At 58.9% G+C, this 24,507-nt stretch carries 25 protein-coding genes; 15 read left to right on the forward strand and 10 right to left on the reverse strand.

From position 1 onward, the window contains the following. Position 1 precedes the first annotated feature (1 nt). Positions 2-970 carry an acrylyl-CoA reductase family protein gene (locus WM42_RS07470; protein ID WP_062039284.1) on the reverse strand — a complete coding sequence of 323 codons (969 nt, stop codon included), beginning with the start codon at positions 968-970 and terminating at the stop codon, positions 2-4. An 87-nt stretch (positions 971-1,057) separates the two neighbouring features. Here WM42_RS07470 and WM42_RS07475 point away from each other — a divergent pair, with 87 nt between their 5' ends. After that, positions 1,058-1,645: a VanZ family protein gene (locus WM42_RS07475; RefSeq protein WP_062036668.1), complete on the forward strand. Its 588-nt coding sequence runs from the start codon at positions 1,058-1,060 to the stop codon at positions 1,643-1,645. Between the two features lie 7 nt (positions 1,646-1,652). Here WM42_RS07475 and WM42_RS07480 read toward each other — a convergent pair whose 3' ends face one another. The 3 genes from WM42_RS07480 to WM42_RS07490 are packed head-to-tail and all read right to left on the reverse strand — an operon-like array spanning position 1,653 to position 4,416. Beyond that, positions 1,653-2,651, reverse strand: coding sequence for an FAD-dependent oxidoreductase (locus tag WM42_RS07480; protein ID WP_062036670.1), 999 nt, complete (start codon positions 2,649-2,651; stop codon positions 1,653-1,655). Further along, the gene (locus WM42_RS07485) at positions 2,652-3,269 is read right to left on the reverse strand and encodes a response regulator (protein WP_062036672.1); all 618 of its coding nucleotides are present in this window, start codon (positions 3,267-3,269) and stop codon (positions 2,652-2,654) included. Continuing rightward, positions 3,262-4,416: a sensor histidine kinase gene (locus tag WM42_RS07490; protein WP_235591347.1), complete on the reverse strand. Its 1,155-nt coding sequence runs from the start codon at positions 4,414-4,416 to the stop codon at positions 3,262-3,264. Before WM42_RS07490 ends, WM42_RS07485 begins: the two co-directional genes overlap by 8 nt. Positions 4,417-4,537: 121 nt before the next feature. Between WM42_RS07490 and WM42_RS07495 the strand changes: the two genes are divergently transcribed. From WM42_RS07495 to WM42_RS07505, 3 genes are read left to right on the forward strand one after another with little or no spacing between them, the layout of a single operon-like run. Then, on the forward strand, positions 4,538-5,533 hold the full coding sequence (locus WM42_RS07495; protein WP_062036674.1) for an ABC transporter permease: 996 nt from the start codon (positions 4,538-4,540) through the stop codon (positions 5,531-5,533). After that, on the forward strand, positions 5,533-6,147 hold the full coding sequence (locus WM42_RS07500; RefSeq protein WP_062036676.1) for an ABC transporter ATP-binding protein: 615 nt from the start codon (positions 5,533-5,535) through the stop codon (positions 6,145-6,147). Before WM42_RS07495 ends, WM42_RS07500 begins: the two co-directional genes overlap by 1 nt. 43 nt (positions 6,148-6,190) lie before the next feature. Further along, positions 6,191-6,991, forward strand: coding sequence for a YwaF family protein (locus WM42_RS07505; RefSeq protein ID WP_235591230.1), 801 nt, complete (start codon positions 6,191-6,193; stop codon positions 6,989-6,991). Here WM42_RS07505 and WM42_RS07510 read toward each other — a convergent pair. Together WM42_RS07510 and WM42_RS07515 are read right to left on the reverse strand one after the other, a co-directional pair. Beyond that, a complete protein-coding gene (locus tag WM42_RS07510; protein WP_062039290.1) occupies positions 6,988-8,613 on the reverse strand; it encodes a bifunctional ADP-dependent NAD(P)H-hydrate dehydratase/NAD(P)H-hydrate epimerase in 1,626 nt (541 codons plus the stop codon). The genes WM42_RS07505 and WM42_RS07510 overlap by 4 nt on opposite strands. A 22-nt stretch (positions 8,614-8,635) precedes the next feature. Then, on the reverse strand, positions 8,636-9,454 hold the full coding sequence (locus WM42_RS07515; RefSeq protein WP_062036678.1) for an Fpg/Nei family DNA glycosylase: 819 nt from the start codon (positions 9,452-9,454) through the stop codon (positions 8,636-8,638). Positions 9,455-10,166: 712 nt separating this feature from the next. Between WM42_RS07515 and WM42_RS07520 the strand changes: the two genes are divergently transcribed. Both WM42_RS07520 and trhO read left to right on the forward strand, forming a co-directional pair. Beyond that, positions 10,167-11,663, forward strand: coding sequence for a DUF1846 domain-containing protein (locus tag WM42_RS07520; protein WP_062036680.1), 1,497 nt, complete (start codon positions 10,167-10,169; stop codon positions 11,661-11,663). A 58-nt stretch (positions 11,664-11,721) separates the two neighbouring features. Then, positions 11,722-12,660 (forward strand): oxygen-dependent tRNA uridine(34) hydroxylase TrhO, encoded by a 939-nt coding sequence (gene trhO / locus WM42_RS07525; RefSeq protein ID WP_062036682.1) that lies wholly within the window; start codon positions 11,722-11,724, stop codon positions 12,658-12,660. 49 nt (positions 12,661-12,709) lie between these two features. Here the strand turns inward: trhO and WM42_RS07530 are convergent, their stop codons facing one another. The 3 genes from WM42_RS07530 to WM42_RS07540 form a co-directional block, all read right to left on the reverse strand. Continuing rightward, entirely contained in the window at positions 12,710-13,186 is a 477-nt protein-coding gene (locus WM42_RS07530) for a hypothetical protein (protein WP_061925241.1), read from the reverse strand. Between the two features lie 24 nt (positions 13,187-13,210). Next, the gene (locus WM42_RS07535) at positions 13,211-14,194 is read right to left on the reverse strand and encodes a universal stress protein (protein ID WP_062036684.1); all 984 of its coding nucleotides are present in this window, start codon (positions 14,192-14,194) and stop codon (positions 13,211-13,213) included. A gap of 155 nt (positions 14,195-14,349) precedes the next feature. Next, positions 14,350-14,823, reverse strand: a complete 474-nt coding sequence (locus WM42_RS07540; RefSeq protein ID WP_062036686.1) for a MarR family winged helix-turn-helix transcriptional regulator — start codon at positions 14,821-14,823, stop codon at positions 14,350-14,352. A 183-nt stretch (positions 14,824-15,006) separates the two neighbouring features. On the opposite strand from WM42_RS07540, the gene WM42_RS07545 reads away from it, so the two are divergent. The 9 genes from WM42_RS07545 (at position 15,007) to WM42_RS07585 (ending at position 24,005) form a co-directional block, all read left to right on the forward strand. Then, positions 15,007-15,372 carry a DUF5318 family protein gene (locus tag WM42_RS07545; RefSeq protein ID WP_062036688.1) on the forward strand — a complete coding sequence of 122 codons (366 nt, stop codon included), beginning with the start codon at positions 15,007-15,009 and terminating at the stop codon, positions 15,370-15,372. A gap of 78 nt (positions 15,373-15,450) precedes the next feature. Then, entirely contained in the window at positions 15,451-17,697 is a 2,247-nt protein-coding gene (locus WM42_RS07550; protein ID WP_062036690.1) for a transglycosylase domain-containing protein, read from the forward strand. Positions 17,698-17,706: 9 nt separating this feature from the next. Further along, positions 17,707-19,197 (forward strand): glycosyltransferase family 87 protein, encoded by a 1,491-nt coding sequence (locus tag WM42_RS07555; protein WP_062036692.1) that lies wholly within the window; start codon positions 17,707-17,709, stop codon positions 19,195-19,197. Continuing rightward, on the forward strand, positions 19,198-19,386 hold the full coding sequence (locus WM42_RS07560; RefSeq protein ID WP_062036693.1) for a hypothetical protein: 189 nt from the start codon (positions 19,198-19,200) through the stop codon (positions 19,384-19,386). Positions 19,387-19,586: 200 nt separating this feature from the next. Beyond that, positions 19,587-19,877, forward strand: coding sequence for a 30S ribosomal protein S6 (gene rpsF, locus WM42_RS07565; RefSeq protein ID WP_179294269.1), 291 nt, complete (start codon positions 19,587-19,589; stop codon positions 19,875-19,877). 55 nt (positions 19,878-19,932) lie between these two features. Continuing rightward, the gene (locus WM42_RS07570; RefSeq protein WP_062036694.1) at positions 19,933-20,496 is read left to right on the forward strand and encodes a single-stranded DNA-binding protein; all 564 of its coding nucleotides are present in this window, start codon (positions 19,933-19,935) and stop codon (positions 20,494-20,496) included. A gap of 48 nt (positions 20,497-20,544) precedes the next feature. Beyond that, complete coding sequence (rplI, locus tag WM42_RS07575; RefSeq protein ID WP_062036695.1) at positions 20,545-20,997, forward strand: 50S ribosomal protein L9; 453 nt, start codon at positions 20,545-20,547, stop codon at positions 20,995-20,997. 568 nt (positions 20,998-21,565) lie between these two features. Continuing rightward, positions 21,566-23,005, forward strand: coding sequence for a replicative DNA helicase (gene dnaB / locus WM42_RS07580; RefSeq protein ID WP_062036696.1), 1,440 nt, complete (start codon positions 21,566-21,568; stop codon positions 23,003-23,005). A gap of 31 nt (positions 23,006-23,036) precedes the next feature. Beyond that, positions 23,037-24,005 carry an alpha/beta hydrolase family protein gene (locus tag WM42_RS07585; RefSeq protein ID WP_158510269.1) on the forward strand — a complete coding sequence of 323 codons (969 nt, stop codon included), beginning with the start codon at positions 23,037-23,039 and terminating at the stop codon, positions 24,003-24,005. Here WM42_RS07585 and WM42_RS07590 read toward each other — a convergent pair. Further along, the gene (locus WM42_RS07590) at positions 23,929-24,507 is read right to left on the reverse strand and encodes a VanZ family protein (protein ID WP_061925209.1); all 579 of its coding nucleotides are present in this window, start codon (positions 24,505-24,507) and stop codon (positions 23,929-23,931) included. The two genes, WM42_RS07585 and WM42_RS07590, sit on opposite strands and share 77 nt — an antisense overlap.

Below are 24,507 nucleotides of genomic sequence, written 5' to 3' on the forward strand. Positions count from 1 at the left end.
TCTAGATTTCTACGATGGTGCGGCCATGGCGGGTGCCGGCGAGTAGCTCCTTGGCGGCGTCTGCGACATCGTCGAGCGCAACGGTGCTGGAAATAGAGTGCAGCATCTCAAGATCGAGGTGCTCGTCCAGCAGCTTCCAGGCATCCTCGCGGACCTTGAGCGGTGCGTCAACGGAGTTGCCGCCTGCCAGGACGATGCCGCGCAGGATGAATGGCAGTACCGAAGCCGGGAGGTCAGGACCAGCGGCCATGCCGGTTGCTGCTACGACGCCGCCCCACTTGATCTGCGCCAAGACGTTGGCCAGGACGGTGGAGCCAGCGGTGTCTACCGCGCCGTCGTAAAGCGCCTTCTGCAGCGGACGGCCGGTCTCCGAGAGCTCGGAACGATCAATGATGTGGTCTGCGCCCAGGGCCTGCAAGTACTCGCTTTCGCTATCAACGCGGCCGGTAACGGCGGTGACCTCGAAGCCCAGGGACTTGAGCAATTGGACGGCGATGGAGCCCACGCCGCCCGTGGCGCCAGTGACCAGCACATGGCCCTCGCGCGTGCCGTGGGTGAGCAGCTGGTTGACGCAGATGGCGGCGGTGTAGCCCGCGGTGCCGATTGCGGCGGCGTCGGCAGCAGTGAAGCGCTCCGGAACCACGAGGGTGGCATTGGCATTCGCACGCTGCTTAGTGGTGTAGCCGCCGTGGCGGAATTCTCCCAGGCCGTCGCCGAAAGCGGCCACCAGGGCGCCCTCAGGTAGACGTTCATCGTTTGACTCCGCAACGGTGCCCACGACGTCGATGCCCGGCACCAGCGGGTTGATGCGCATGACGCCCTTGTTACCGTCGAGTGCCATTGCATCCTTGTAGTTCAACGAAGAATGGGAAACGTTAACCAGTACGTCGCCCTCGGCCAGAATCGGCTCATCCTCGAAAGCGTGAGAGATGGAACCGTCTTCGTTTCGCGTGACTTTGAGTGTGCTCATGCCCACGATGGTACGCCCATTATGAATCAGTGTTTTGCCAGCGAAGTACACGGCAAAAGTACAGCTTTTGTTGTTAGATTCTCGGACATGCTCGTTACCGAACAAACCACTCATTCGCGCAGCCGTATTCCGGCGGCCCCGCGCCGCCACCAAACGCTGCGCCGTGACTCACTTCTAGTCACGGCGCTCGTGCTGCTCGTTGTTGGTGTGGCGACGTTGGGTAAATCCTTCATTGAGATCCCCGGCGTGGTCAATGCCTCCGCGCATGCGGTGCGAAGCTTAGATCTGCAAATGTTCAACGGTTTTGATCATCCGACTATCTGGTACGGGCCTTGGACCAACACCATCGGCAATTTCTTGTTGTTTATGCCACTCGGCGCAAGCCTTATCGTGATGGGCCAGAATCTGCGCCGCGTGCGCTTTGGCCTCGGCGGAACCATCCTGGCCGGCTTGGCGCTGAGCTTGAGCATCGAAACCCTCCAGTACCTCTTCGCCCTCGGCTTCAGCGACGTTGATGACCTTGTGTTCAACACTTTGGGCACCGCCGTGGCGGCCTTCTTCATGTCACGCGTCAGCAAGGAAAAACAGTCCAAGGTGTTGCACCGGATTGGGTTTATGGCTGCCACCGCGCTGACCGTTTTGGGCTGTGCGATTGCCACGGGGATCATCGCTTAAGCAGCGCTCAATCAATCCGGCCTTTAATAAAAGAAGCAACGTCTGCCGCCGCCTGCTTGGCAAAGGGGCTAACACCCGTGATGGTGGCTGAGCCCGGGCCAGTCCACGTGCCATATCCCACGAGGAAGAGCCCCGGCACGGTGGGCTGGCGGTCTACCAGGAGGCGAGAAATGGGGCGAAGTGCGGGCCGGAAGCCGGTGGCCCAAATCAGGTGATCCGCGTCGATGTCGTCGAGGGAATCCGGCATCGGGGTGGCGCGCAGGAGCCCTTCATCACGCGCCTTGAGCACCGGCGGGACCATGACGATATCGCCCAGGTTCGTATCCGCGCCGGGGTCAGGCTCGCCGCGATTGATGGCGTTGAGACGCTCGCGGTTGCGCCGGAAGAGCACACGTCCGTCGACGTCGTCAGGCATCCAGCGCGGCTCGCCCCTCGTTAGCCAGGTCGTGGAAATGCCTTCAAGCAGCAGATCTGCCGCGATCTGTGCGCCGGAATTGGCCGCGCCCACCACTGCCACGCGGGAGCCGCTGAACTCCGCGACGCCGGGATAAATGGCCGAATGCCATTGTGTCCCCGCGAACTTACCGGGGTAGTACGGGATGAAGGGCGCGCGCCAGGTACCCGTGGCCGCCACCACGGTGCGGGCCATCAAGCGTTCCGTGCTCGAGTAGACGTGAAAGAACTCGCCATCGTGCTCCACGGACTCAACCATGAAGGGGCGTCGCACCGGCAGCTCATAGCGCTCCTCGTAGCGAGTTAGATAATCCACCACGTGGCTCGCTGGCGGGAAACCTTCATAAAAAGGCATGGGCCAGCCCGGTAGGTTGGAGGCGCTCGTGGTGCTAAACAATGTCAGCGAGGGCCAGGTGTGCAGCCACGCACCACCGGGACGCGATTCCGCATCCAAGATGGCGAAGTTCAAGCCTTTTCTGCGCAGGTAGTAGGCCGTGGCCAGCCCTGCTTGGCCGCCGCCTAAAACGAGGCAATCATAAACCTGCGCGGACACTTAAATGAGCTTCCTTTCCCGGGCCACGGTGACAGCCGCTGTGCGGGTATCCACGCCCAGCTTCTGATAGATGTGAATCAAGTGCGTCTTCACTGTAGCTTCCGAGATGAACAGGCGCTGGGCAAGCTCCTTATTCGATTTGCCCGTGGCCAGGGCTTCTAGGATCTCCAGCTCGCGGCCGGAAAGTGCCACCTCGGGGCGGGTGATGCGCTCGACCAAAAGCGCTGCCACCTCGGGTGCCAGGGTGCGTTTGCCGGCGGCCGTGGCCAGGACGGCGTCGTGAAGCGCCTGCTCCGGCGCATCCTTTAGGAGATAGCCCAGGGCGCCTGCCTCCACGGCGGAAACAATGTCGGATTGGGTGTCATAGGTGGTGAGGATGAGCACCGGCGGGCCGCCAGCCTGGGCGAGCTGGGAAGTTGCCGCAATGCCATCGGTGCCGGGCATCTGGATATCGCAAATGACCACGTCAACATGCGGAGCATCGGGAGCCTCCAGCTTGGCGACGTCCGCCCCATCCGCGCCTTCTAGCACCACATCGATGTCAGGGAAAGCGTTCAAAATGGCTCGCAGGCCTGCGCGCACCACGGGATGATCATCGATGAGCATGACGTTAAGCATCCTGGTCCTCCACTTTTTGCGGCATACGGATAGCAAGGGCGGTTCCCTCGCCTGGGGAAGATTCCACCGTGAGCGTACCGCCGTGGCTTTCCACGCGCTGGCGCAGGCCCCGCAGCCCGAAGCCACCCTGCGAAGGTGAAGTAGGATCCATGCCTTCTCCGTCGTCGACGATGTCGAGCGTGGTCTCGCCTTCAAAACAGCCTAAAGTCACCACCGCGCGCCGGGCGCCAGAATGCTTGAGCATGTTGTTGAGCCCCTCTTGCGCAGCACGCAACAGGTCCTGGCGGTGGGCCTCGGGAACGGTGCTTTCGCCGGAAACAACTAGCTCGATGTCGGTGTCCTTCCCCAGCGCAGCGGCTTGCGCGGTAGCTGAATCCACCACCTGCTGGAGGGCCTCCTCCAAGGATGCGGCGGGAGATGCTAGCTCGCTGACGAAGCGGCGTGCCTCGCTTAAGTTCTCGCTAGCCACTTTTTCAATCAGCGCCAGTGTCTCTGGGGAAGGATCTTTTTGAGCCGCGCGCGAGAGCAGAACGATGGAGGAAAGGCCCTGGGCCACGGTGTCGTGGATTTCCCGGGAGAGCCGTTCGCGCTCTTCCAGGCGGCCTGCTTGGTGCTCGCTCGCGGCAAGTTCGGCCTGGGTGGCGCGCAGCTGCCGGGCAACCTCTGCATGGTGCGCCGCCTCAGCCTGCACCATGCGCCCGGCATGGAAGGTGCCGATGGCAAAGGCCGTGCCGATGAAGGGGCCGATGGCCGCCGCGATGGTCCATTCCGCCGGATGCTGCCAGGCGGGCAGGAAGGCGGCCAGCGCCCATAACAATCCGCTGCAGGCGATGCCCGGCCAGCGGGGAAGCGAGCTTAGAAAAGCAAAGACCAGCGGGAATTCCAGCCACATGAAGTCCTGGGCATGCACCATGAGCCCGCACCACAGCACGCACAAGCCCACCAGCCACAGGGCGCGGGGGAGTGCGCGCCGCAGTGCGTAGACCACGGCCAATGCGACTGCCAGACCAAGGGCGCGGGCATCGAGGCGCCCGTCGAGCCCGGCGCGCAGCAGGCCGAATAGCAACAAAAACGCGAACATCACGTGTAGCCCGGCGCGCCAGGGGCTAAGGCGCTTATGGAAGGTCTGCAGGGAGCGCTGTTTCACGTCATTCACAGCCTTTTACCCTAACCCGCAGGTGGGACACGGGGAATCAACCAGTTGGTTGACTCGAAGTTCAACTAGCGGCCCGATTACTAATCTGCGAGTGGGGGCGATGCTTGAAACTATGTTTCTTGCACTTAGAGAATTGCGCGCAGCCCGCGGGCGCTTTGCGCTAATTGGGACCGTGGTCGCGCTCATTACCTTGCTTTTGGTCATGCTCTCTGGGCTCACGGAGGGCCTTAGCAAACAAAACACCTCGGCTTTGGAGGCCTTGGGGCATGAGTATGAGCAGGCGAGCTTTAGCACGCAGAAGCCAACTTTTACGGAGTCAGAGATTTACGCGGACGACGTGGTGCCTGGCAGCGCGCCTTTGGGTACCTCGCAGACCAAGGTGGAGGGCTTCGGTGGCGTGGCCGTACTGGGCCTGCCGGCGGGCGAGCCTATTCCGGGTACCAAGCAGCAGGTGCCGGCCACGGGAGTGGTGGCCTCGCAAGCGATTACACAGGGAAATTCCGTGGTGATTGGGGATGAGACCTATGCCGTTCGCGCCACCGTGCCGGATCTGTACTATTCCCACTCGCCGGTGCTGTGGGTTTCCACGCAGACCTGGGCGCAGTTGAGCCACGCGCCTTCCGACGTCGTGGGCACCGCCCTGCTGCACGCGAACAGCGTTGCCACCGGGCTTCCCACGTCCGTCAGCATGCGCGAGGCCTTAAGCGGCCTGCCCTCCTACAACTCGGAGCGCGGCTCGCTTTTGACCATGCAGGGCTTCCTGTATGCAATTTCGGCGCTCGTGATGGTGGCTTTCTTGAGCATCTGGACCATGCAGCGCACCCGCGATCTTTCGATTCTGCGTGCGCTGGGGGCGCGGACGCGCTACCTGCTTGGCGACGCCCTGGCACAATCCGCGCTCATCCTCGCCCTCGGAGTTGGTGTGGGTGCCGCAGTGGGCTGGGGCCTGGGCGCGCTCGCGCAATCGACGGTGCCTTTTGTGCTCTCGGCGCGCACGATTGCTGCCCCGGCCGCTGGCATGTGGGTACTCGGCATGCTGGGCGCGGTGCTGGCCACCCGCCGAATCAGCAAAATCAACCCTTTGGATGCGTTGGGAGGACAAGGCTAATGCTAGAGATTGAAAACGTGACGGTTACCTTCCCCGATGGCCGCGATCGCGTGGTGGCGCTGGATGACGTCAGCCTGGCCATCAAGCCGGGCCAGCTCATGGCCGTCGTCGGCGAATCCGGCTCCGGTAAGTCCACCTTGCTCTCCGTGGCCGCGGGGCTAATCGAGCCCGATAGTGGTCGCGTGCGGGTAAGCGGTGAGCGCGGCATCATCTTCCAGCAATCCAACTTGGTCAGCTCGCTCAATGCCCTGGATCAACTGCTCATTGTGGACCACATGGCAGGCCGAAAACCTCGCCGTGAAAAGGCGCGGGAGCTGCTTGAGTATGTAGGCCTGCCTGGGATGGAGGCTCGCCGCATCACCCAGCTTTCTGGCGGTCAGCGCCAGCGCATCAATATCGCGCGCGCCTTGATGGCTGATCCCGAGGTGCTGCTCGCGGATGAGCCGACGGCGGCGCTGGATTCTGCGCTCTCGCGCGACGTCGCCAAGCTGCTGCGTGACATCACCGATGAACAACAGACCGCAACGATGCTTGTAACCCATGACCGCAGCCTGCTGGATTTTGCGGACAATGTGGTCACTGTCAAGGACGGAAAATTGGTGTCCGGTAACTAAAGTCCTGCAAGCGGGCGCAAACGGAGTATTCTGTTTTCCCGTTATGCCGAAAAAGAATCCGCGAGTGCGCGTCACGCCCACCACCTATCCCCGCATGGCGCAATGGACCGGAGTGCATTACACGATGCTTTCTGTGACCATTGCCGCATGCGGTGTATTCATCGTGGCTGCACGACGCATCCGGGGCACTACCAAGGAGACCTTCTATCGGCAGATGACTGGCTGGGTGATGCTGGTGCTCGGTACGGCATGGACCATCGTCTCCCTGGACCCTTCGCAATTCGACATCCGTGAATCTCTGCCGCTGCACCTGTGCGATATTCTGCGCCCAGTGTTGGCGCTCGGTCTGATTACGGGCAATGAGCATGCGCTGACGCTGACCTATTACTGGGGCATCATCTTGAACCCGCAGGCGATTATCACCCCAGATGTTATTTATTACTTCGATCCGCGCTGGCTGCGCTTTGCCACCTATTGGTTCTTCCACATCACCGCACTGGCCATTCCGCTGGCGTTGACCTTCGGCTTGGGCTACCGCCCGACGTGGAAGGGATACCGCTTTGCGGTGGGAGTAACCCCGGTGTGGATGGCCAGCGTCATGGCGGTCAACGCCCGCACAGATGGCAACTATGGATTCTTAAACCACGCGCCGGGCAGCCCCTCCATCATCAACCTGCTGGGGCCGTGGCCGTGGTACATCCTCGCCGAGATCGGCGCCGTGGCAGGTGCCTGGGCTGCGATGACGTGGCCGTGGGAAACCCGTAGGCTGCGCCGCGGCACGGTGGCTGCCGGTGCCAAGGGGCTGTTGCGCCGCTCCGTGCGCGCCGTGGCAAATAGGCTTTAGCGAGCCATACGCAAAAGCTTGGCGATGGCCCGCGGGATCGCCGCGGCAATCTGCGAAGCCGAGCAGATGGCATAGCCCTCCGGCGTTTGCGCCGCGATGGCTGCCGCATGGGCATGGATAGCCCCGGCATGCAGGACCTCGGTGATTAGCGCTTCCTGCAGATCGAAGTCAGCCTTCTTCTCCTGCATCCGCTCATCGAGATGCATCTGTGCGAGGACTGCGCCGAGGATGCCCGCGAGCACGTCGCCTGAACCAGGGGTAGCGGCATAGGAATGGCCTGCATTGTAGGCATAAATGGGTTGGCCGGGTGCGGTAACCAGGGTATTTCTTCCCTTGAGCAGCACGATGCAGCCCAGTGCCGTGGCGAGCTCCTGCAGTGGCGCTGCTTTGCCTGATGACAGGTCGAGGTCCTTGTTGAAGGTCGCCTCGTAAAGCTCGGTGAACTCGCCCAGGTGAGGGGTGAGAACCGTGACGGGCAGGCTTCCCAGGCGGGCGCGCAACTCGGGGTGACGGGCAAGGAGTCGCAGCGCATCGGCATCGATGACGGCCGAGATGAACCCATCGAGTACCTCCGCGAGCTCCGCTTGGGCCGCAGCGTCAGTGCCGCGTCCTGGGCCCACGACGATGGCCTGGGCGTGACCTGCTGAGTCAAGATTTGGGTGAACCACGAGTTCCGGCAGGAGCGAGGTGATGGAGCGGTCTCCGATAAAGCGCACCATGGCCGGGCTGGTGCGCACTGCCGCGGTGGCTGCCAAGATGCCAGCTCCGGGATAGGTGTCGCTGCCTGCGGCAATAGTGACCACGCCACCGGAATATTTATCGGAGGAAATTCCTGGGGTGGGATCAACGATTGGTCCGGTACAGCCAACCGGGCGCGGGTGCGTGGCGATGCCGTGGGCGGTCTCGATGTTGCCGGGGCGCCACGCATATGCGGATTCTAGGGTGGGCTCGTTGGCGATGTGCCCGGCCGGTTGCGCGAGCGATTCGAGCATCGCGCTAAACGACGTCGCGCCGGGCAGCGTTAAGTCCGCCAGCACTACTTGGCCGCATTCGGCCGCAAGCACATGACCCATGCGTGCCCAACCGAAAGTTACGGTGACGTCAGCATGCACTGCGCCTTTGCGGGCGGCTACGCCGGTGTCCGCATTAATGCCAGTGGGCATATCGACCGCGAGCACCGGAATTCCTGCTGCCTGCTCGTAGACCTCCAGCGCCTGGCCGCTGAGCCCGCGTCCGGAACCGAGGCCAGCCACGGCGTCGATAAGCAAGCCCGTGTCATCGGGCAGGGAAGCGGTGGAATTAGGAGTGGACCCACTTTTTAGAACCTCGCCGCCGGCTTCCTCGAACGCAGCAAGAGCGGTTGTGTGGCAGGTCTCGGGTACGAGGGCTGTGACGGCGTGTCCCTGCTGGGCGAGGAGTGCACCGGCGAAAAGGCCGTCGCCGCCGTTGCCACCGCTGCCTGCCAGAATCATCATGCGGCCTGGGTGCGCGGCGAGCATTACCGCGGCGGCATCGGCCACCGCGTGGGCGGCTAATTGCATGAGCTGGTCTGGATAGCTCTGCTGGGCGAGCAGGCGCTCCTCGGCAGCGCGGACGGCGTCGACGGAAAAGGCATATCGCATGCCGTCCAAAATACCCGCCTGCTTAGGCTGGAGCGTTCTGGCAGGTAGGGCACCAGAACAGGTTCCTGCCTTCGAGCTTCTTTTCTGCGATGGGCTCGCCGCAGATATAACAAGGCATGCCGGCGCGGCGGTAGACATAAACCTCGCCGCCGTGGTCATCCTTGCGTGGCGCGCGGCCCATGGCCTCTGGCGTGTGCTCCGGGCGGACCGTGTCGATGCGGGCGGTGGGCACGCCGGCGCGCATGAGTTCTACCAGGTCCTCCCAGATGACATCGAATTCGTGGCGGTCCAGTTCATTGCCGGCAATAAAAGGTGAGATGTTCTGGCGGAATAAAACCTCGGCGCGGTAGATGTTGCCGACTCCGGCAAAGAGATGCTGATCCATCAGCAAGGAGCCGATGCTGCGGCTCGACCTGTGCACCCGCGGCCAAAGGTCGGCCGGTGATGCGTCCTCGCGGATGGGGTCCTGGCCAATCTTGGCGAGCGCGACGTCATACTCAGCATCCGTAATGAGCCGGCACCACTGCGGCCCGCGGAGGTTGGCAGCTAGGTCATCGCTTTCGACGCGCAGGCGAATCTGGCCCCAGACATCGTCCAAAGGCTCAAAGCGCAAGCTGCCGATCAACCCGAGGTGAATATAGATGATGTGCTCTGGCGCATCGGCGGAAAAGTGCATAAAGAGGTGCTTGCCGCGCGCTTCGGCGAAATCGAGCTGCGTCCCATCGAGCATGGCTGCTTCCGCCGCAAAGCGGCCTTGCGGACTCGTGACGCGCAGCGGCCCACCCCGGAATTCACGGTTGAGGCGCTGTGCAAGGTGATGGATGATGTGGCCTTCGGGCATGGGGATAAGTCTATTGCATGTGCTGCGAAGAAAACCTAAGGATAAAACGGACATTATTCCCGTTTGGAATGTGGGATTGAAGTGCGAAGACGAGACTTAAACGTTCATTTTCTGCTTTAAAGGTCTAGGTTAAATAGACGAAAGTTAACATAATAAACATTTATCTAATTTGTTGCTTAGACTATATCGTGACCATATTTGATAAAGATTGACCCGAATGTATAGCGATCCGTTTCACATTTATTTTTCTTCCGGGTTAATTGGACTAGAAAGTGCCAGCACATGGCGCTAAATTTTTATAAAGTTAGGATTGGTTGATGAATTTCTTTATCAGATTTTTGTCCGATTGGCTTTGAAAACGTTGACTTTGAAACCGCCGTTGATATGCTTCGCATGGGTGTATCTACTGGTGAGTGATAGATCCAACCGCTGCGCATGTAGGGGTGCGCGGCGGCTATAGTCAGGTGGGTGGGACTGCCTGGCTATAGAGGGTGAGGGCTTGTTCCACACCCTTAGAGAGACAGGTAACGCCTGGGCCCATCCTTTCCAGGGCCCAGGCGTTACTCGTATGTTTTAGCCGGCGTCGTCAGTGCGGTTTCTTGCGGTGTGATGCCGTGGCAGGGCGTATGAGTAAACACAGTTCTTTCGAGTAAAATCCAATCCAAAAGATCCAGCCCGGTTGCGGGGATTGTCTATGGCGGAAGGCCTTTAAATGACGCGTTTGCTTGGTTTTGACCGTGAGAAGTACATCGAGATGCAGTCGGAGCACATTCATGCACGGCGCGGAGAAATCGGTGGCAAACTCTACTTGGAGATGGGCGGCAAGCTCTTTGATGACATGCACGCCTCCCGCGTGCTGCCGGGCTTTACTCCAGACAACAAGATCGCCATGCTTGAGCGCATCAAAGACGATGTCGAGATTCTCATCTGCATCAACGCCAAGGACATTGAGCGCCAGAAGATGCGCGCTGACCTCGGAATCCTCTACGAAGATGACGTCTTGCGCTTGGTCGACGTCTTCCGTGGACGTGGCTTCCTAGTAAACAACATCGTTATGACCCAGCTGGAAGATGGCAACAGCCAAGCTGAGGCCTTCATTGACCGCCTGGAGCGCCTTGGCCTGAGCGTTGCACGTCACCGCGTTATCCCGGGATACCCTTCGAATACAGATCTCATCGTTTCTGAGGAAGGCCTTGGCCGGAACGAGTACGCGGAAACCACGCGTGACCTGGTTGTCGTCACTGCGCCGGGTCCAGGCTCAGGCAAGCTGGCGACCGCCCTATCGCAGGTCTACCACGAGCACCAGCGCGGTGTGCAGGCTGGATACGCCAAGTTTGAGACCTTCCCTATCTGGAACCTGCCGCTCGATCACCCAGTGAACCTGGCTTACGAGGCCGCAACCGTTGACCTCAACGACGCAAACGTCATCGACCACTTCCACTTAAGCGCCTACGGCGAGTCCACGGTGAACTACAACCGCGATGTCGAGGCCTTCCCGCTGCTTAAGACCCTCCTGGAGAAGCTGACCGGCAACACCCCGTACCAGTCCCCAACGGATATGGGCGTCAACATGGCTGGCTTCTGCATCACCGATGACGAAGTCTGCCGTGAGGCCTCCAAACAGGAGATTATTCGTCGCTACTTCAAGGCTTTGGTGGAAGAGGCGCGCCTCGGCTTGGATTCCACGCAGTCCGAGCGCGCGGCCGTCGTCATGGCGAAGGCAGGCATTAAGTCTGATGACCGCCCGGTAGTAGTGCCGGCGCGCAAGCGTGCCGCGGAAACTGACGAGCCGGCCTCTGCGCTGCAGCTTGCCGACGGCACCATCATCACCGGCCGCACTTCTGAGCTGCTGGGCTGCTCCGCTGCGATGCTGCTCAATGCACTTAAGCATCTAGCCGGCATCGATGATGAGATCCACCTGCTGAGTCCAGAGGCCATCGAACCGATCCAGAAGCTCAAGACCGAGTATCTGGGTTCGCGTAACCCGCGCCTGCACACCGACGAGGTGCTCATCGCTCTTTCCGCCTCCGCTGCGAAGGACGAGAACGCTCGCCGCGCAATGGCGGAACTAAAGCAGCTGGCAGGTTGTGACGTTCACACCACCACCATCTTGGGCTCGGTGGATGAGGGAATCTTCCGCAATTTGGGCGTGCTCGTGACCTCCGATCCGGTCTTTGCACGTAAGCAGGCGCTTTACCAGAAGCGCTAAACCCAAAGATTTTCGGGAAATTTAGGAAGAGCAACAGCTCACGCCTACAATCGATGGCGTGAGCCTCAGCAAGATTCTCCTTTATTACTGCTTTACCCCAATCAGCGATCCCACTGCCATCATGTTGTGGCAGCGTAACCTGTGCGAAAAGCTCGGGCTGAAGGGCCGCATCCTCATCTCCGAGCACGGAATTAACGGCACCGTCGGTGGTGACATGGATGCTTGTAAGCGCTATGTCCGTGAGACCCGCGAGTACCCGGGCTTTAAAAAGATGGAATTCAAGTGGTCCGAGGGTAGTGCCGATGATTTCCCACGCCTGTCCGTGAAGGTTCGCGACGAAATCGTGGCATTCGGCGCGCCCGGTGAGCTGAAGGTGGATGAGAACGGCGTCGTCGGTGGCGGCGTGCACCTGAAGCCAGAGCAGGTCAACGAGCTGGTTAAGGAGCGCGGCGACGAAGTCGTCTTCTTCGATGGCCGCAACGCCATGGAAGCTGAGATCGGCAAGTTCAAAAACGCTGTCGTCCCAGATGTTAAGACCACCCATGATTTCATCGAGGAAATCGAGTCCGGCAAGTATGACTGGATGAAGGATAAGCCAGTCGTTTCCTATTGCACTGGCGGCATTCGTTGCGAGATTCTTTCTTCCCTGATGAAGAATCGTGGTTTCAAAGAGGTCTATCAGATAGACGGCGGCATCGTCCGCTATGGCGAGAAATTCGGCAACGACGGTCTCTGGGAAGGCTCCCTCTACGTCTTTGACAAGCGCATGCATCACGAATTTGGGCAGGGCCTGCAAGATCCAGGTTTTATCCAGCTTGGTCACTGCGTGCATTGCGGCAATGCCACCAACACCTTCCATAACTGTATCAACGAGGACACCTGCCGCAAGCAGGTGCTTATCTGTGATGACTGCATCCAGAAGGTAGAAACCCAGCACTGTGGGCGTCCAGATTGCGCGGAAGTAGCCGTAGCCGCGGCGCAAGGCGCAGCTCAGTAACCAGCTGGAACCTGCAAGGTTCCAGCCTCTCCTTTCCCTCGGGGAACGGTTAGCCCAGCGGAACCAACAAGATTTGAATGTCGGTGATGCACCACAGCATGAAGTTGCAGGCCATTACCCAGAAAATTGCCATCCAGGAGCGCCAGCGCAGATAGCGTTTGAGCTTGCGCACCATGATGACGGCGGTGCCCACCATTCCCAGGAACGGGATGATGACGGTGGTCAGTGCAAAGAAGCGGCGCTGGCCTTCGGTGCACAGCCAGGTGGCAAGCTGGGCGTCGCAAAGCGCCCCGCCCTGGGAGCGGGTAATTAGTGCCACCACAAATGCGTAGAGGCCGGAAAGCAGCAGCACAGCGACCATGAACCAGATAGCCTGCCGGGAAGAGCGGCGGTTGGCTGCAGCTACCGCTAGGGGATCTGGCTCATCCGCGAGCTCATCGAAAGAGCTTGGCTCCGGGCGCCGCAGGTTGGCGTAGTCGGCATCAGTTGTCAGATCGTTTTCCGGATGCTCAGGCTGGAGATTCATAGGCCAAAGTCTAGTCGCCGTGGATTAGTCCGCAGTTTCGACTGAAGGCGCAGAGTCCGAAGGGCGCACCAGAACCGGGACGCGCACATGCGGAAGCAGCTCGGTGGCCGTGGAGCCAATGAATACGCGTTCGAAGGGGCCCATCGGGGAAGAACCTAGGCACATCAAGTCGCCTTTCTTCCACTTCAGCGAGTCCACCGCGCCAGACCAGCCATGGCCGGTGCCGATTTCGGTAGTAATCGGTAGCTCTGGGAAGCGCTCTGCCACCACATCGTGTGCGCGGTCCAGCATGGACAAAGAATGCTCGTGCCAGCCTTTGGCTAGCTTGGAGGCGACGTCGACGTTGCCGCTGACCTGGGCGTCGAGAAGCCCGTCGGCGGAAAAGGCCACGATACGCAGCGGAACGTTCCATGTATTCGCCAGGCGGGCGGCGCACAGCAAGGCGGGGTCCTCGGAGTCGCTGCGCTCGGTGAAAGCGAAGTTGATGCGGGTCACGCCATGCTTGGAAAGCTTGATATCGCGCGGGGAAAGGCCCAACGGAATAGGGGAGAAGTGCAGCAGGGCGTCGGCAGTCGAGCCTGCGAAGAAACGGCCCTTTGGCGCGGATTGGTTAGCGCCAAGCAGGATTGCATCCGCGCCGAATTCTTCTGCCATCTCGGTCAGCAGCTGCGGGCGGGAGGGGCCGGCCAAAAGAACGGAAGGCTCTTCGTCCAGCTGGGAATCGGAGATACCCGCCGCCTCGAGTGCTTCCAGAACTCGTTCTTTGCACTTGGCCTGTTCCTTGGTGAACCACTTTTTAAATTTATTGCCGTGCTTGTTCAGCGCGGTGGTGGCCAGCGGAACGGAGATCGTGGAAACGACCCTGATGCGAACGTTGGTGGAGCGGGCGAGCCACGCTGCAAAATCGATCGCTTCAGTGCCAGTGGAGGAAGGACTCCACGAAATTAGGATTCGCACAGGGTCTTTAGCGAGAGAAGCAAAAGACTTGTGTTGATGATTTTTATCCATTCAGCAATACATCCCGTGAACTGTCCGGGGGCGTAATTCTTAGCCCATTATTAGTCACGGGAGGGGCGAAAAAGAAATCCGGGCCTGCTCCGCATTACCCCTGGTTGCTTTGGTCTACATGCGGTTTCATGCCCAGTTTCTTTGCTAAGTGGGTTTTAGTTCATTGTCGGGCGATAGACGTCTGCCAATTTGGCAATCAGGGAACTCATCTGACGAGCCGCTTGCAAGTCTTTAGGTTCCATCCACTGCAGGATCTCCGCCAGGGCGGCGGCACGCTGACGGGAGACGATGTTCAGCTCAGATTCACCTAGTTGGGTCAGTGCCACGAGGACGCCGCGGCGGTCTTTGTCATCTCGGTGGCGCTCCACAAAGCCGTGGCGCTCCAATTGGTATAGGGCATTGGACGCGGTGGGCATGCGGATGAGTTCTGCCTGTGCGATGGTGCTCACGCGGGATGGGCCGCGCAGGCGCAGCTGGTTCATGATAGAGACCTGGGAGGTGGTCAGGGAGGAACCTTCGGTGGTGCGCTGGAAGATGAGCATCAGCTTGTTTAGCGCGGGCTGGATGCTGCGGGCTACGTCAAGGGCGTCTTCGTAGGCGGAGGGGGACTCAGCAGCTTGTTCACTCATGGAAAGTAATAGTAGCGCCCGTACACTCACAACGGTAGTTAGGCCACGAAAAATTTAGCTTTTGAGTTAAAAAATACTCTCCGCTCATTCGCACGCGGGAACAGGTGGCGTGGTTAAGCTGTTGTCTAATTAGGTGTCTGGTCAACTTGAGGCCCGGATCTAGGGAAGGAGGATAGGGCTACTGTGGCGGTTTCTTTCAAACACGTGATCTCCCACGAGTGGGAGCGTGCGCAGCACCTGCGCAAATATCGAGCGGGCCTTATAGAAAAGGATGCGCTTTGCGACGCCGACTTTCTCCTCCGCGCTGCAGCCAAGCATCATGGCACCGACATGGAGCGCAAATGTCCTCTCTGCGGGGAGGCGATGCGCCTTACCAAATGGGTTTATGGCGAGGCGCTAGGGCGGCGTGCCGGCAGCGCGCGCAGCGATGAAGAAATCGCAGAATTCGTCGCCGAAGGCCTCGAATTTACGGTTCATAAAGTCGAAGTTTGTACGGCGTGCCGGTGGAATCACCTATTGGCGGCGGCGACGGCTTATGATGAAGGTTAGTTTTTGGCTCGGCCGTTGTGGCCGGTAAGCTGCACTTATTTAAGAAAATCTGCCCATGATTGACGAGGACACGAAGCAGTGACCGAAAAGGAATCCGCCCAAAAGAGAGCTGGGCGTCATAGTAAAAAATCTACGAACCAGCGCAAACGTCGTCGCTGGCCCTGGATTGTTTTGATCGTCGCCTTGGTGCTCGTGGCTGTGCCCGCAGCTCTCTTCGGCTACGCCTACTCTCAGTACACGGTCCCGGAACCAAAGGACCTTCAAGCCAGCCAGGTTTCGACCATCGTTGCTGGTGACGGAAACACCCAGCTAGCTAAGTTGGTGCCGCCGGAAGGCAACCGCACGCAGGTCAAGCTGGAAGAAGTCCCAGATTACGTAGAAGATTCCGTGCTTTCGGCCGAGGACCGCGAGTTCTGGACCAACTCGGGCTTTTCCTTTACCGGCTTAGGCCGCGCAGTCTTGGGAAAGCTCACCGGTGACTCCACCGCGGGTGGTGGCTCCACCATTACCCAGCAGTATGTGAAAAACACTCTGGTGGGTGACGAGTACTCCTATGTCCGTAAGATTCGTGAGCTCATCTACTCCATCAAGATGACCAACGAATGGTCTAAGGAAGACATCCTGCAGGCCTACCTGAATACGGTCTACTTCGGACGTAATGCTTATGGCATCCAGGCTGCTTCGAACGCCTACTTCAACAAGGACGCAAAGGATCTCACCGTGGAAGAGGGCGCCATGTTGGCCGGCCTTATCCAGTCTCCTTCCGTTCTTGATCCGCGCGTTGATGAGGAAAGCTCCAAGGCACGTTGGAACTATGTTCTCGATGGTTTGGTAGAGATGGGCGATCTCAACGCCACCGAGCGTAAGGGAATGCAGTTCCCGCAGACTCGTGATCCTTCCGAGTACTCCGCATACACCGAGGCGCCGGGCGCTTTTGGCCACATCAAGAATCAGGTCATCGCCGAACTCGAGCGCGTCGGCATCACTGAGGATCAGGTGGCAACCGGTGGTCTGAAGATCACCACCACCATCGATATGAACGTGCAGAACGCCTCCACCGATGCGGTGGATGGTCAGCTGGCTTCCCTGCAGGAAGACGCACGTGCTGCTGCCGTCACCATTGACCCGGCAACCGGCGGTATCCGCGGCTACTTCGGCGGCAACGAGGCAACTGGTTGGGACTACGCAAATGCGGGTCTGCAGACCGGCTCCACCTTCAAGATCTTCACTCTTGCGGCAGCACTGCAGCAGGGCATTGGCTTGGATACCTATTACTCCTCGGCTCCTTATCAGCTGCCTGGTTCCCAGGTGGTTACCAATGTTGATGGTGGCTGCGGCAGCTGCTCCATCGCTGAGGCGTTGAAGAAATCCTACAATACCTCCTTCCTCCGTCTGCAGGACGATCTGGAAAACCGTACGCAGGACACCGCAGACATGGCGCATGCTCTGGGTATTGCAAAGTCGCTGCCGGGCATCGATAAGACCCTGAGCGAGAAGGGCGGGACTCCGTTCGAGGGCGTTGTGCTGGGCCAGTACCAGTCCCGTCCGCTGGATATGGCTAGCGCTATGGCCACTTTGACCAACGGTGGCGTTTGGCACCAGCCTCACTTCGTTCAGAAGGTGGAGACCACCGGCGGCGAGGTTCTCTACGAGTTCGATGACAAGGGTGGCGAGCGCCGTGTTTCCGCGAACGTTGCCAACAATGTCTTGAAGGCAATGCTCCCGGTCGCAGGTTGGTCCAACGGTGCTCTGGCCGGCGGCCGTGAGTCCGCTTCCAAGACCGGTACCACGCAGCTGGGCGATACCGGCAACAACAAGGACGCTTGGATGGTTGGCTCCACCTCGCAGCTAGCAACCGCCGTGTGGGTTGGTACCGCTGACAACACCTCTGCCATCTTCAACTCCTATGGCGGAATCATGTACGGCTCCAACTCCCCGACTCAGATTTGGAAGCAGATTCTGGATACCTCGCTGGCTAACGCTGAGTACAAGTCCTTCCCGCAGGCTTACCCTGTCCGTTACGGTAACGGTAACTGGGGTTCGGGTTACACCGGCTCCTACGACTCTTCCTATAACTCCGGTACCGCTGGCAGCGACAGCAACACCGCTCCGGAACAGGACGCTCAGGCACCTACTCCGGCACCAGAGGAACAGGCCCAGCAGCCGGCGCCTTCGCCGGAACAGCAACAGGGCCAGCCGGGCCAGGGACCTGGCCAGGGGCAACCGGGTCGACCGGCACAGCCTAATCAGCCGGCGCAGGATGTCCCGTCGATTGAGGACATCATTAGCGGCCAAGGCGATTTGGCCGATCTGCTTAATCAATAGGAGATCAGCGTGACTGATAGGGCCCTTCGTAAGGTGAAGTCGGTGGCGCAAGCTCGCCCCGCTTCACCTGTTGCCCCCGCATCACCCGCCGCCACGGATAAGGCAGCGGCGGAAAATACTGGACTCGTTCCGCTTTCGTCGGAGCCTTTTGCGCACGATGTCGTCGAGTTCTTCGGAGGGCCGAAGGGTCGTTTCGCATATTCGGGCAAGAAGCAATGGTTTAGCCCCCTGCGCGCCCTCATCGCGGTGGCTTGGATGTTTCTGGTATTCGGCTTTCTCAGCAAGGCCACTTGCGCGGGCAGCCGCACTTCTGCAGAAGGGCTCATTTCGCTGAACTGGGATGGCAACCGTCAGTACACCTCGTTCTGCTACAACGACATCATCCCGCTCTACGGTGGCCGTGGCCTCGACCAGGGCGGCTTCCCTTATGCCTTTTCGTGGCAGGAGGGTGATCTCACCCGCTACATGGAATACCCAGTCTTGGCCGGTATGTTTCAGGGAATCATGGGTTGGCTCTCGCGCACTACCTACCCGGTGGGCCACTGGTTTGGCATCGCCGAATCCGGTTGGTACTTCGGGCTCACCGCACTGGTGATGTCGTGCATCTGGGTCGTTACCGTCTACATGGTCTTCCGCCTGACCGGAAACCGGGCGTGGGACACCGTACTGATGGCGGCCAGCCCACTGGTAGTCATCCATGGATTTACCAACTGGGACATCCCCTCCATCGCTTTCATGGTGGGCGCACTTCTCGCCGTAACCCGTGGCAAGAATTGGCTCGCCGGAATCCTGATTGGTTGCGGTACTGCGTTCAAGCTGTGGCCGCTATTCATCCTGGGCGCGTTCTTGGTGCTGGCAGTGCGAAACAAGAAGTGGGCACCGTTAGGCGCAATGCTCGGCGGCACGGTGATTTCCTGGCTCGTGGTCAACGTCCCTGTGGCAGAAAAGTACCCGGAGGCTTGGCACGAGTTTTTCCGCTTGAACGAGGAACGTGGCGCGGAGTGGACCACCATCTATGCTGTGCTTAACCGCGTGACGGGAATCGAGTTCAGCCCGGAATTCCTCAACGCCTTCACCCTGCCCGCCTTCCTCATCGCATGCGCGGTCATTGGAGTCTTCGGACTGCGGGTGGCACGTACGCCGCGCGTGGCCGAGCTAATCTACCTAATTTTGATGGCTTTCTTGTTGGTGAACAAGGTTTGGTCCCCGCAGTATTCGCTGTGGTTGGTGGTTCCGGCTCTGTTGGCCCTGCCGCGTTGGCGTTTGCTGATGAGCTGGATGCTTGTCGACGCCCTGGTGTGGCCGGTTCTCATGTGGCACATGCTGGGGGAGGAGAACAAGGGCATCGGGCATGAGCTGCTCGACATCATGGTCATCGCCCGCGACGGCTTCATCATCGTCATTGGTGTGCTCGTCGTGCGCCAGATGCTGGGCAAGAGCGTTGATAAAGTCCGCGCGGCACACGCAGGCCGCGATCCGCTAGTAGGGGAGTTTGCCTAAATGGGAATCACAATCGTGGGAATCGTTTCGATCGTCCTCGGGTTCTTCTGCGTCATGGCTGCTTACTATCTCTATCAGCGCAGCGAAGATCGCCGTTGGCCCATCTTGCTTGGCCTACTGGCGCTTTTGTTTCTGACGGTGATTCCAGCCGGCAGTGCGATCTTCTTCGCCACCACCATGCGGAGCTAGGTGCGAGCCACGCGCACGGTCGTTCGTGTGCTTGGTTACAGACTGTAAGTCCTCAGCGGAAATATCCCGTTGGGGATTTCTTTTTGGCCGGTCAATGCGCTATTGTGATGGGGTTGCTTGACGCAACGTACCCTCCTGCCATATCCGCAAAGGTGATATGGCCGAAAACAATTACTAGACCATAGGAGGTGATGAGGTCCGTGCGTCACTACGAAGTCATGATTATTCTGGATCCTAACCAGGATGAGCGCACCGTATCCCCGTCCCTAGACAAGTTCCTGGAAGTTGTCCGTAAGGACGGCGGCAAGGTTGAAAACGTTGATGTATGGGGCAAGCGTCGTCTTGCTTACGCCATCAACAAGAAGGAAGAGGGCATCTACGCCGTCGTTACCCTTGAGTGCGAGTCCGCATCGGTACTCGAGCTTGACCGCCGCCTGAACCTGAACGACACCATCCTGCGTACCAAGGTTCTGCGCACCGACAGCAAATAGCGGATACTGGTTTCAGAGTTTTAAGAATCCACGTAACCGATAAGGAGAACAGACCATGGCACAGGGAGAAACCCCAATCACCGTTGTTGGCAACGTAGTTGCTGACCCGGAGCTTCGCTTCACCCCAGCGGGTGCAGCTGTAGCAAACTTCCGCGTTGCTTCCACCCCTCGTCGCTTCAATTCGCAGACGAATCAGTGGGAGGATGGCGAAGCCATGTTCCTGACTTGCAACGTGTGGCGCCAAGCCGCAGAAAACGTTGCAGAGACTTTGACCAAGGGCATGCGTGTCATTGTTAATGGCCGCCTCCGCCAGCGTTCTTACCAGAACCGCGAGGGCGAAAACCGCACTGTCTTTGAGGTTGAGGTCGATGAAGTTGGCCCATCCCTGCGCTACGCTTCCGCTCAGGTCACCCGCAAGTCCGCCAATGGTGGCAATGGTGGTGGCAACTACGGCGGCCAGCAGCAGAACCAGGGTGGCAACAACTTTGGCGGCGGCAACCAGGGCGGCTTTGGTGGAAACCAGAGCGCTCCGCAGCAGTCAGCTCCTTCTAATGATCCGTGGAATTCTGCACCACAAGCCGGCAGCTTCGGCGGTGCAGACGCTGAACCCCCGTTCTAAACACTGTCAAACGCAATTATTAACTAACTCAATTGAAAGGCAGGGATCATGAAGCTGATCCTCACCGCTGCCGTTGAGAACCTCGGCGCCCCAGGCGAAATTGTTGAGGTTAAGAACGGCTACGGACGTAACTACCTGCTTCCTCGCGGCCTGGCAATCGTTGCCACCCGCGGTGCTGAGAAGCAGATCGAGGGCATCAAGCGCGCCCAGGAAGCTCGCGCAATCCGCGACCTGGATCACGCACGCGAGGTCCGCAACCAGCTCGAACAGCTCTCCGGCGTTCAGGTTGCAATGAAGACTTCTGAGAACGGCAAGCTTTTCGGCTCCGTTTCTGCAGATGACATCGTTTCCGCTATTGAGGCCGCTGGCGGCCCGAAGCTGGACAAGCGCATCGTCGTTCTGCCAAAGGGCCTGGTCAAGAAGACCGGCAACTACCAGGTCGAGCTCAAGCTGCACGCTGATGTTCTCGGCAAGGTGAACTTCTCGGTCGTCGCTGCCTAAAACTGATTTAAGGCGCACGACGGTTTCCATGCCCGAAGCATGGAAACCACAATGACAACAGCAACGCAGTTGGTCCTTGGGGCCTGCCATGTGAGGTGGCAAACCCCAGGGGCCTTTTGCGCGTTTTAGGCACGATTTCACCCGCCTGTGGACAACTGTGGATAACTTTCCAAATCTGTGGATAACTTTTGTCAAGTGGAGGCTGTTTTTACCGCTCGTTAACCCGCGGGTAAAAGCGTTAATGCGCAGGTAGATGCGGTTGTCCACTGGTTTTGTGTACATTTTCACATTGGCAAAAACATCACCTGACCTGCGCTTATAGTAATCGCAGGTCAGTGGCTTGAAGGAGTTATCCACAGGTCCTAACAGCAGTCTTAGGGCAAAAGTACGCACTCACCTGGGAATTGCACAAGTGCCTGTGGAAAACTTTCGTTTTATACCCAAGCGAAGCGTGTATCGGGGCGAAAATTGTATGTCTATCCGCTGCATTAGACTTAAAGCTCGAAAGAGTAGCCGAGGGGAGATATGCCGCCTAGCGGCCGCAAAAATATCGTGGGATGGATTGTCTATGACTAATGCAAGCTTTGATGACTCTGACTTCGTACCACCAGAGGCACCCGATGTGCCGGAAGTAGAAGAGCGCCCCTACCGCGGCAAGCGCAAGGATGACGTTAAGCGCTATGGCGAGTTCCGCCAGCCGCCTTCAGATAGGGAAGCGGAGCAAGGCGTCTTGGGCGCTATGCTCCTTAGCCCGAATACAGTTATGGAAGTCATTGAGGAGCTCGAACCAGATGACTTTTATTACCCAGCGCATGCGTTGATTTATCAGGCTATGGTCGATCTTTATGCCGCCGGCACTGACATTGATGCGGTCATCGTGGCCTCCCGTCTAGACCGCTATAACAATCTGGAGCGCGTGGGTGGTGCGCCCTACTTGCACACCCTTTTGGCCACCGTTCCTACTGCAGCGAATGCTCGCTACTATGCGGAAATCGTTGCGGAAAAGGCAGTTCTGCGCAAGCTTGTTGACGCAGGTACGCGCGTTGTTCAGCTGGGTTTTGAAGGCGCCGAAGATGCAGAAATCGAGTCTGTCTTGGATCGTGCCCAGCAAGAAGTGTTTGCGGTGGCGCAGAAGAAGACAACCGAGGATTATCAAGTTCTTGGAAAGCTTATCGATCCAACCATTGACGAGCTCGCGATGCTGCAGCAAAACGGTGGCTTGGAGGCCGGCGTACCAACTGGCTTCATTGACTTGGACAAGCTCACCAATGGTCTGCGTGCAGGGCAGATGATCATTGTCGCGGCGCGTCCTGGTGTTGGTAAGTCGACGCTGGCCATGGACTTCATGCGTTCGGCTTCGTTGCAGCATGGCAAGACTTCCGTAATCTTCTCCCTCGAGATGTCTGCCTCTGAGATCGTGATGCGTTTGCTCTCGGCTGAGGCGGAGGTAAAGCTAACCGATATGCGCGGTGGCCGCGTTTCCACTGAAGACTGGGCCAAGATCGACCAGACGCTCAACCGCATCCAAGACGCGGCACTGTTCATCGATGATTCTCCGAACCTCACCATGATGGAGATTCGCTCCAAGGCCCGCCGCCTCAAGCAACAACATGGTTTGGACCTCATCGTGCTTGACTATATGCAGCTGATGTCTTCCGGCAAGAAGGTTGAATCCCGTCAGCAAGAGGTCTCGGAATTCTCCCGACAGCTTAAGCTTTTGGCCAAGGAGCTCGAGGTGCCGCTGATTGCTATTTCCCAGCTGAACCGTGGCCCGGAGTCCCGCACTGACAAGAAGCCGCAGCTTGCTGACCTTCGTGAGTCGGGCTCGCTGGAGCAGGACGCCGATATGGTTATGCTGCTTTACCGCCCAGACTCCCAGGACCGGGATGACCCACGAGCCGGCGAGGCTGACATCATTCTGGCTAAGCACCGTGGTGGTCCTATCGATACAATCCAGGTTGCGCACCAGCTGCACTACTCCAAGTTCGTCAACATGGCACATGGCTAATAGCCTGCCGCACCCTCAGAATAGGCAACCGGTGTCGCATATCCGCGGCTTAGCGATTTCCGGCGCCTTTGCCGCGGCCGTTATGGCATTGAGCCTCAGTGGCGTTGGTTGTTCCGGCACCCCAGCGCCTGAAGGAGGCACGGGGCAGCCCACGTCGGCGCCCGTGATGCCCACTAAACCCTCTCCGCAGGTAAATGCCCAGAAGTTTGTTTATGGCCATCAACACCCGCGACAACATGGATACTTGGTGACGCCCAAGAAGCTTTCACCTGCGAAAAAGATCCCTTTAGTGGTTTTCTTCCATGGTGGTGGATGGCAAGAAAAGTCTACTGCGCGCTCTGCGGCACCCGTGGTCAACGACCTAGCCCAACACGGAGTTGCAGTGTGGAACGTGGAATACCGTGGCGTGACTTTGAACGCGAAGGATGCGCCTGGTGGGTGGCCAATGACGTACAACGACGTTGCGGCGGCTATTGACTTCATTCCGCAGCTCGCGCATGAATCACGCATCCCCCTCGACATCAGCAATGTCGTTGTTGCTGGTTATTCAGCGGGCGGCAACCTTTCGACGTGGGCTTGTTCGCGTCCGGCGCTGCCGGCAAAGGCACCTGGTGCCGCACCAAAGTTCCGCGTAGATAAATGCGTGGGTATTGCCGGTGTTTATGACATGCACCTGGCCTTTAGACAGCACGATAAGTTTGTGCGCACGCTTCTAGGTGGTACGCCGCGCCAGGTGCCGCAGCGTTATTTCGAAGCTTCACCTGCGGACAATGTCAACGACAAAGCCCGCATCGTGGTGCTCCACGGTAAAAATGACAAGACCGTCAACGCCGACGAGGTCAAATACTTCATGGCTCGAGCACGTGCGCATGGACTCAGCATTGAGACGGTGCTCCTCGATGACGCGGAGCATTATTCGTGGTCTAAGCCGGAAGGGCCGCAGTGGAAAGCTGCGCGGAAAGCGATTCTTCAGCAGATCCATACAGAGACAAATCCTTGACCTTTGCAGGATCACCTAGGCGCGGGCCGAGTACTACGAGCACGATAAATACTGCGGTCGTGGCGATGGCCAACCATTGCCAGAAGGCGTGCAATCTTTTTCCGAGCTGTTGCGCGAACCAGGCGCCGAAGAATGCACCCAGGGTGTTGAAGAAGAGATCATCGATGTCGGTGCGCCCTAGCGAAAAGACGTATTGGATGGTCTCGACTAGGGCAGAGAAGACAAGACCCCAGATCGTTGCCTTGAGTTTCGAGCCCACCTGCACGTAGAGCAGTATTCCAAGTGGGACGAAGAATGCGAAGTTACCGCCGTATTCAAACGCGGGCTTGAACCAGCTGCCGGAGAACAGATCATCCAGCGGCATCAGACGCAGCTCCCTGGCGCGTTGATTGTCCGGATTCCAGAGATAGCCGATCTGGAAGAAGGCTTTCAGGGTGGTCAGTGACAAAATGACCGTGCAATATCCACCCAGAGCAACGGCAGCGCGCAAGCGTGCTTTCAT

Source organism: Corynebacterium simulans, assembly GCF_001586215.1.
Lineage (GTDB): Bacteria > Actinomycetota > Actinomycetes > Mycobacteriales > Mycobacteriaceae > Corynebacterium > Corynebacterium simulans.

What these genes read in the sequence shown, in the direction of transcription:
- WM42_RS07470 (WP_062039284.1), bottom strand. Translation starts at nt 970, where the DNA reads ATGAGCACACTCAAAGTCACGCGAAACGAAGACGGTTCCATCTCTCAC.
- WM42_RS07475 (WP_062036668.1), top strand. Translation starts at nt 1,058, where the DNA reads ATGCTCGTTACCGAACAAACCACTCATTCGCGCAGCCGTATTCCGGCG.
- WM42_RS07485 (WP_062036672.1), bottom strand. Translation starts at nt 3,269, where the DNA reads ATGCTTAACGTCATGCTCATCGATGATCATCCCGTGGTGCGCGCAGGC.
- WM42_RS07495 (WP_062036674.1), top strand. Translation starts at nt 4,538, where the DNA reads ATGTTTCTTGCACTTAGAGAATTGCGCGCAGCCCGCGGGCGCTTTGCG.
- WM42_RS07500 (WP_062036676.1), top strand. Translation starts at nt 5,533, where the DNA reads ATGCTAGAGATTGAAAACGTGACGGTTACCTTCCCCGATGGCCGCGAT.
- WM42_RS07505 (WP_235591230.1), top strand. Translation starts at nt 6,191, where the DNA reads ATGCCGAAAAAGAATCCGCGAGTGCGCGTCACGCCCACCACCTATCCC.
- WM42_RS07510 (WP_062039290.1), bottom strand. Translation starts at nt 8,613, where the DNA reads ATGCGATATGCCTTTTCCGTCGACGCCGTCCGCGCTGCCGAGGAGCGC.
- WM42_RS07515 (WP_062036678.1), bottom strand. Translation starts at nt 9,454, where the DNA reads ATGCCCGAAGGCCACATCATCCATCACCTTGCACAGCGCCTCAACCGT.
- WM42_RS07520 (WP_062036680.1), top strand. Translation starts at nt 10,167, where the DNA reads ATGACGCGTTTGCTTGGTTTTGACCGTGAGAAGTACATCGAGATGCAG.
- WM42_RS07530 (WP_061925241.1), bottom strand. Translation starts at nt 13,186, where the DNA reads ATGAATCTCCAGCCTGAGCATCCGGAAAACGATCTGACAACTGATGCC.
- WM42_RS07535 (WP_062036684.1), bottom strand. Translation starts at nt 14,194, where the DNA reads ATGGATAAAAATCATCAACACAAGTCTTTTGCTTCTCTCGCTAAAGAC.
- WM42_RS07540 (WP_062036686.1), bottom strand. Translation starts at nt 14,823, where the DNA reads ATGAGTGAACAAGCTGCTGAGTCCCCCTCCGCCTACGAAGACGCCCTT.
- WM42_RS07560 (WP_062036693.1), top strand. Translation starts at nt 19,198, where the DNA reads ATGGGAATCACAATCGTGGGAATCGTTTCGATCGTCCTCGGGTTCTTC.
- WM42_RS07570 (WP_062036694.1), top strand. Translation starts at nt 19,933, where the DNA reads ATGGCACAGGGAGAAACCCCAATCACCGTTGTTGGCAACGTAGTTGCT.
- rplI (WP_062036695.1), top strand. Translation starts at nt 20,545, where the DNA reads ATGAAGCTGATCCTCACCGCTGCCGTTGAGAACCTCGGCGCCCCAGGC.
- dnaB (WP_062036696.1), top strand. Translation starts at nt 21,566, where the DNA reads ATGACTAATGCAAGCTTTGATGACTCTGACTTCGTACCACCAGAGGCA.
- WM42_RS07590 (WP_061925209.1), bottom strand. Translation starts at nt 24,507, where the DNA reads ATGAAAGCACGCTTGCGCGCTGCCGTTGCTCTGGGTGGATATTGCACG.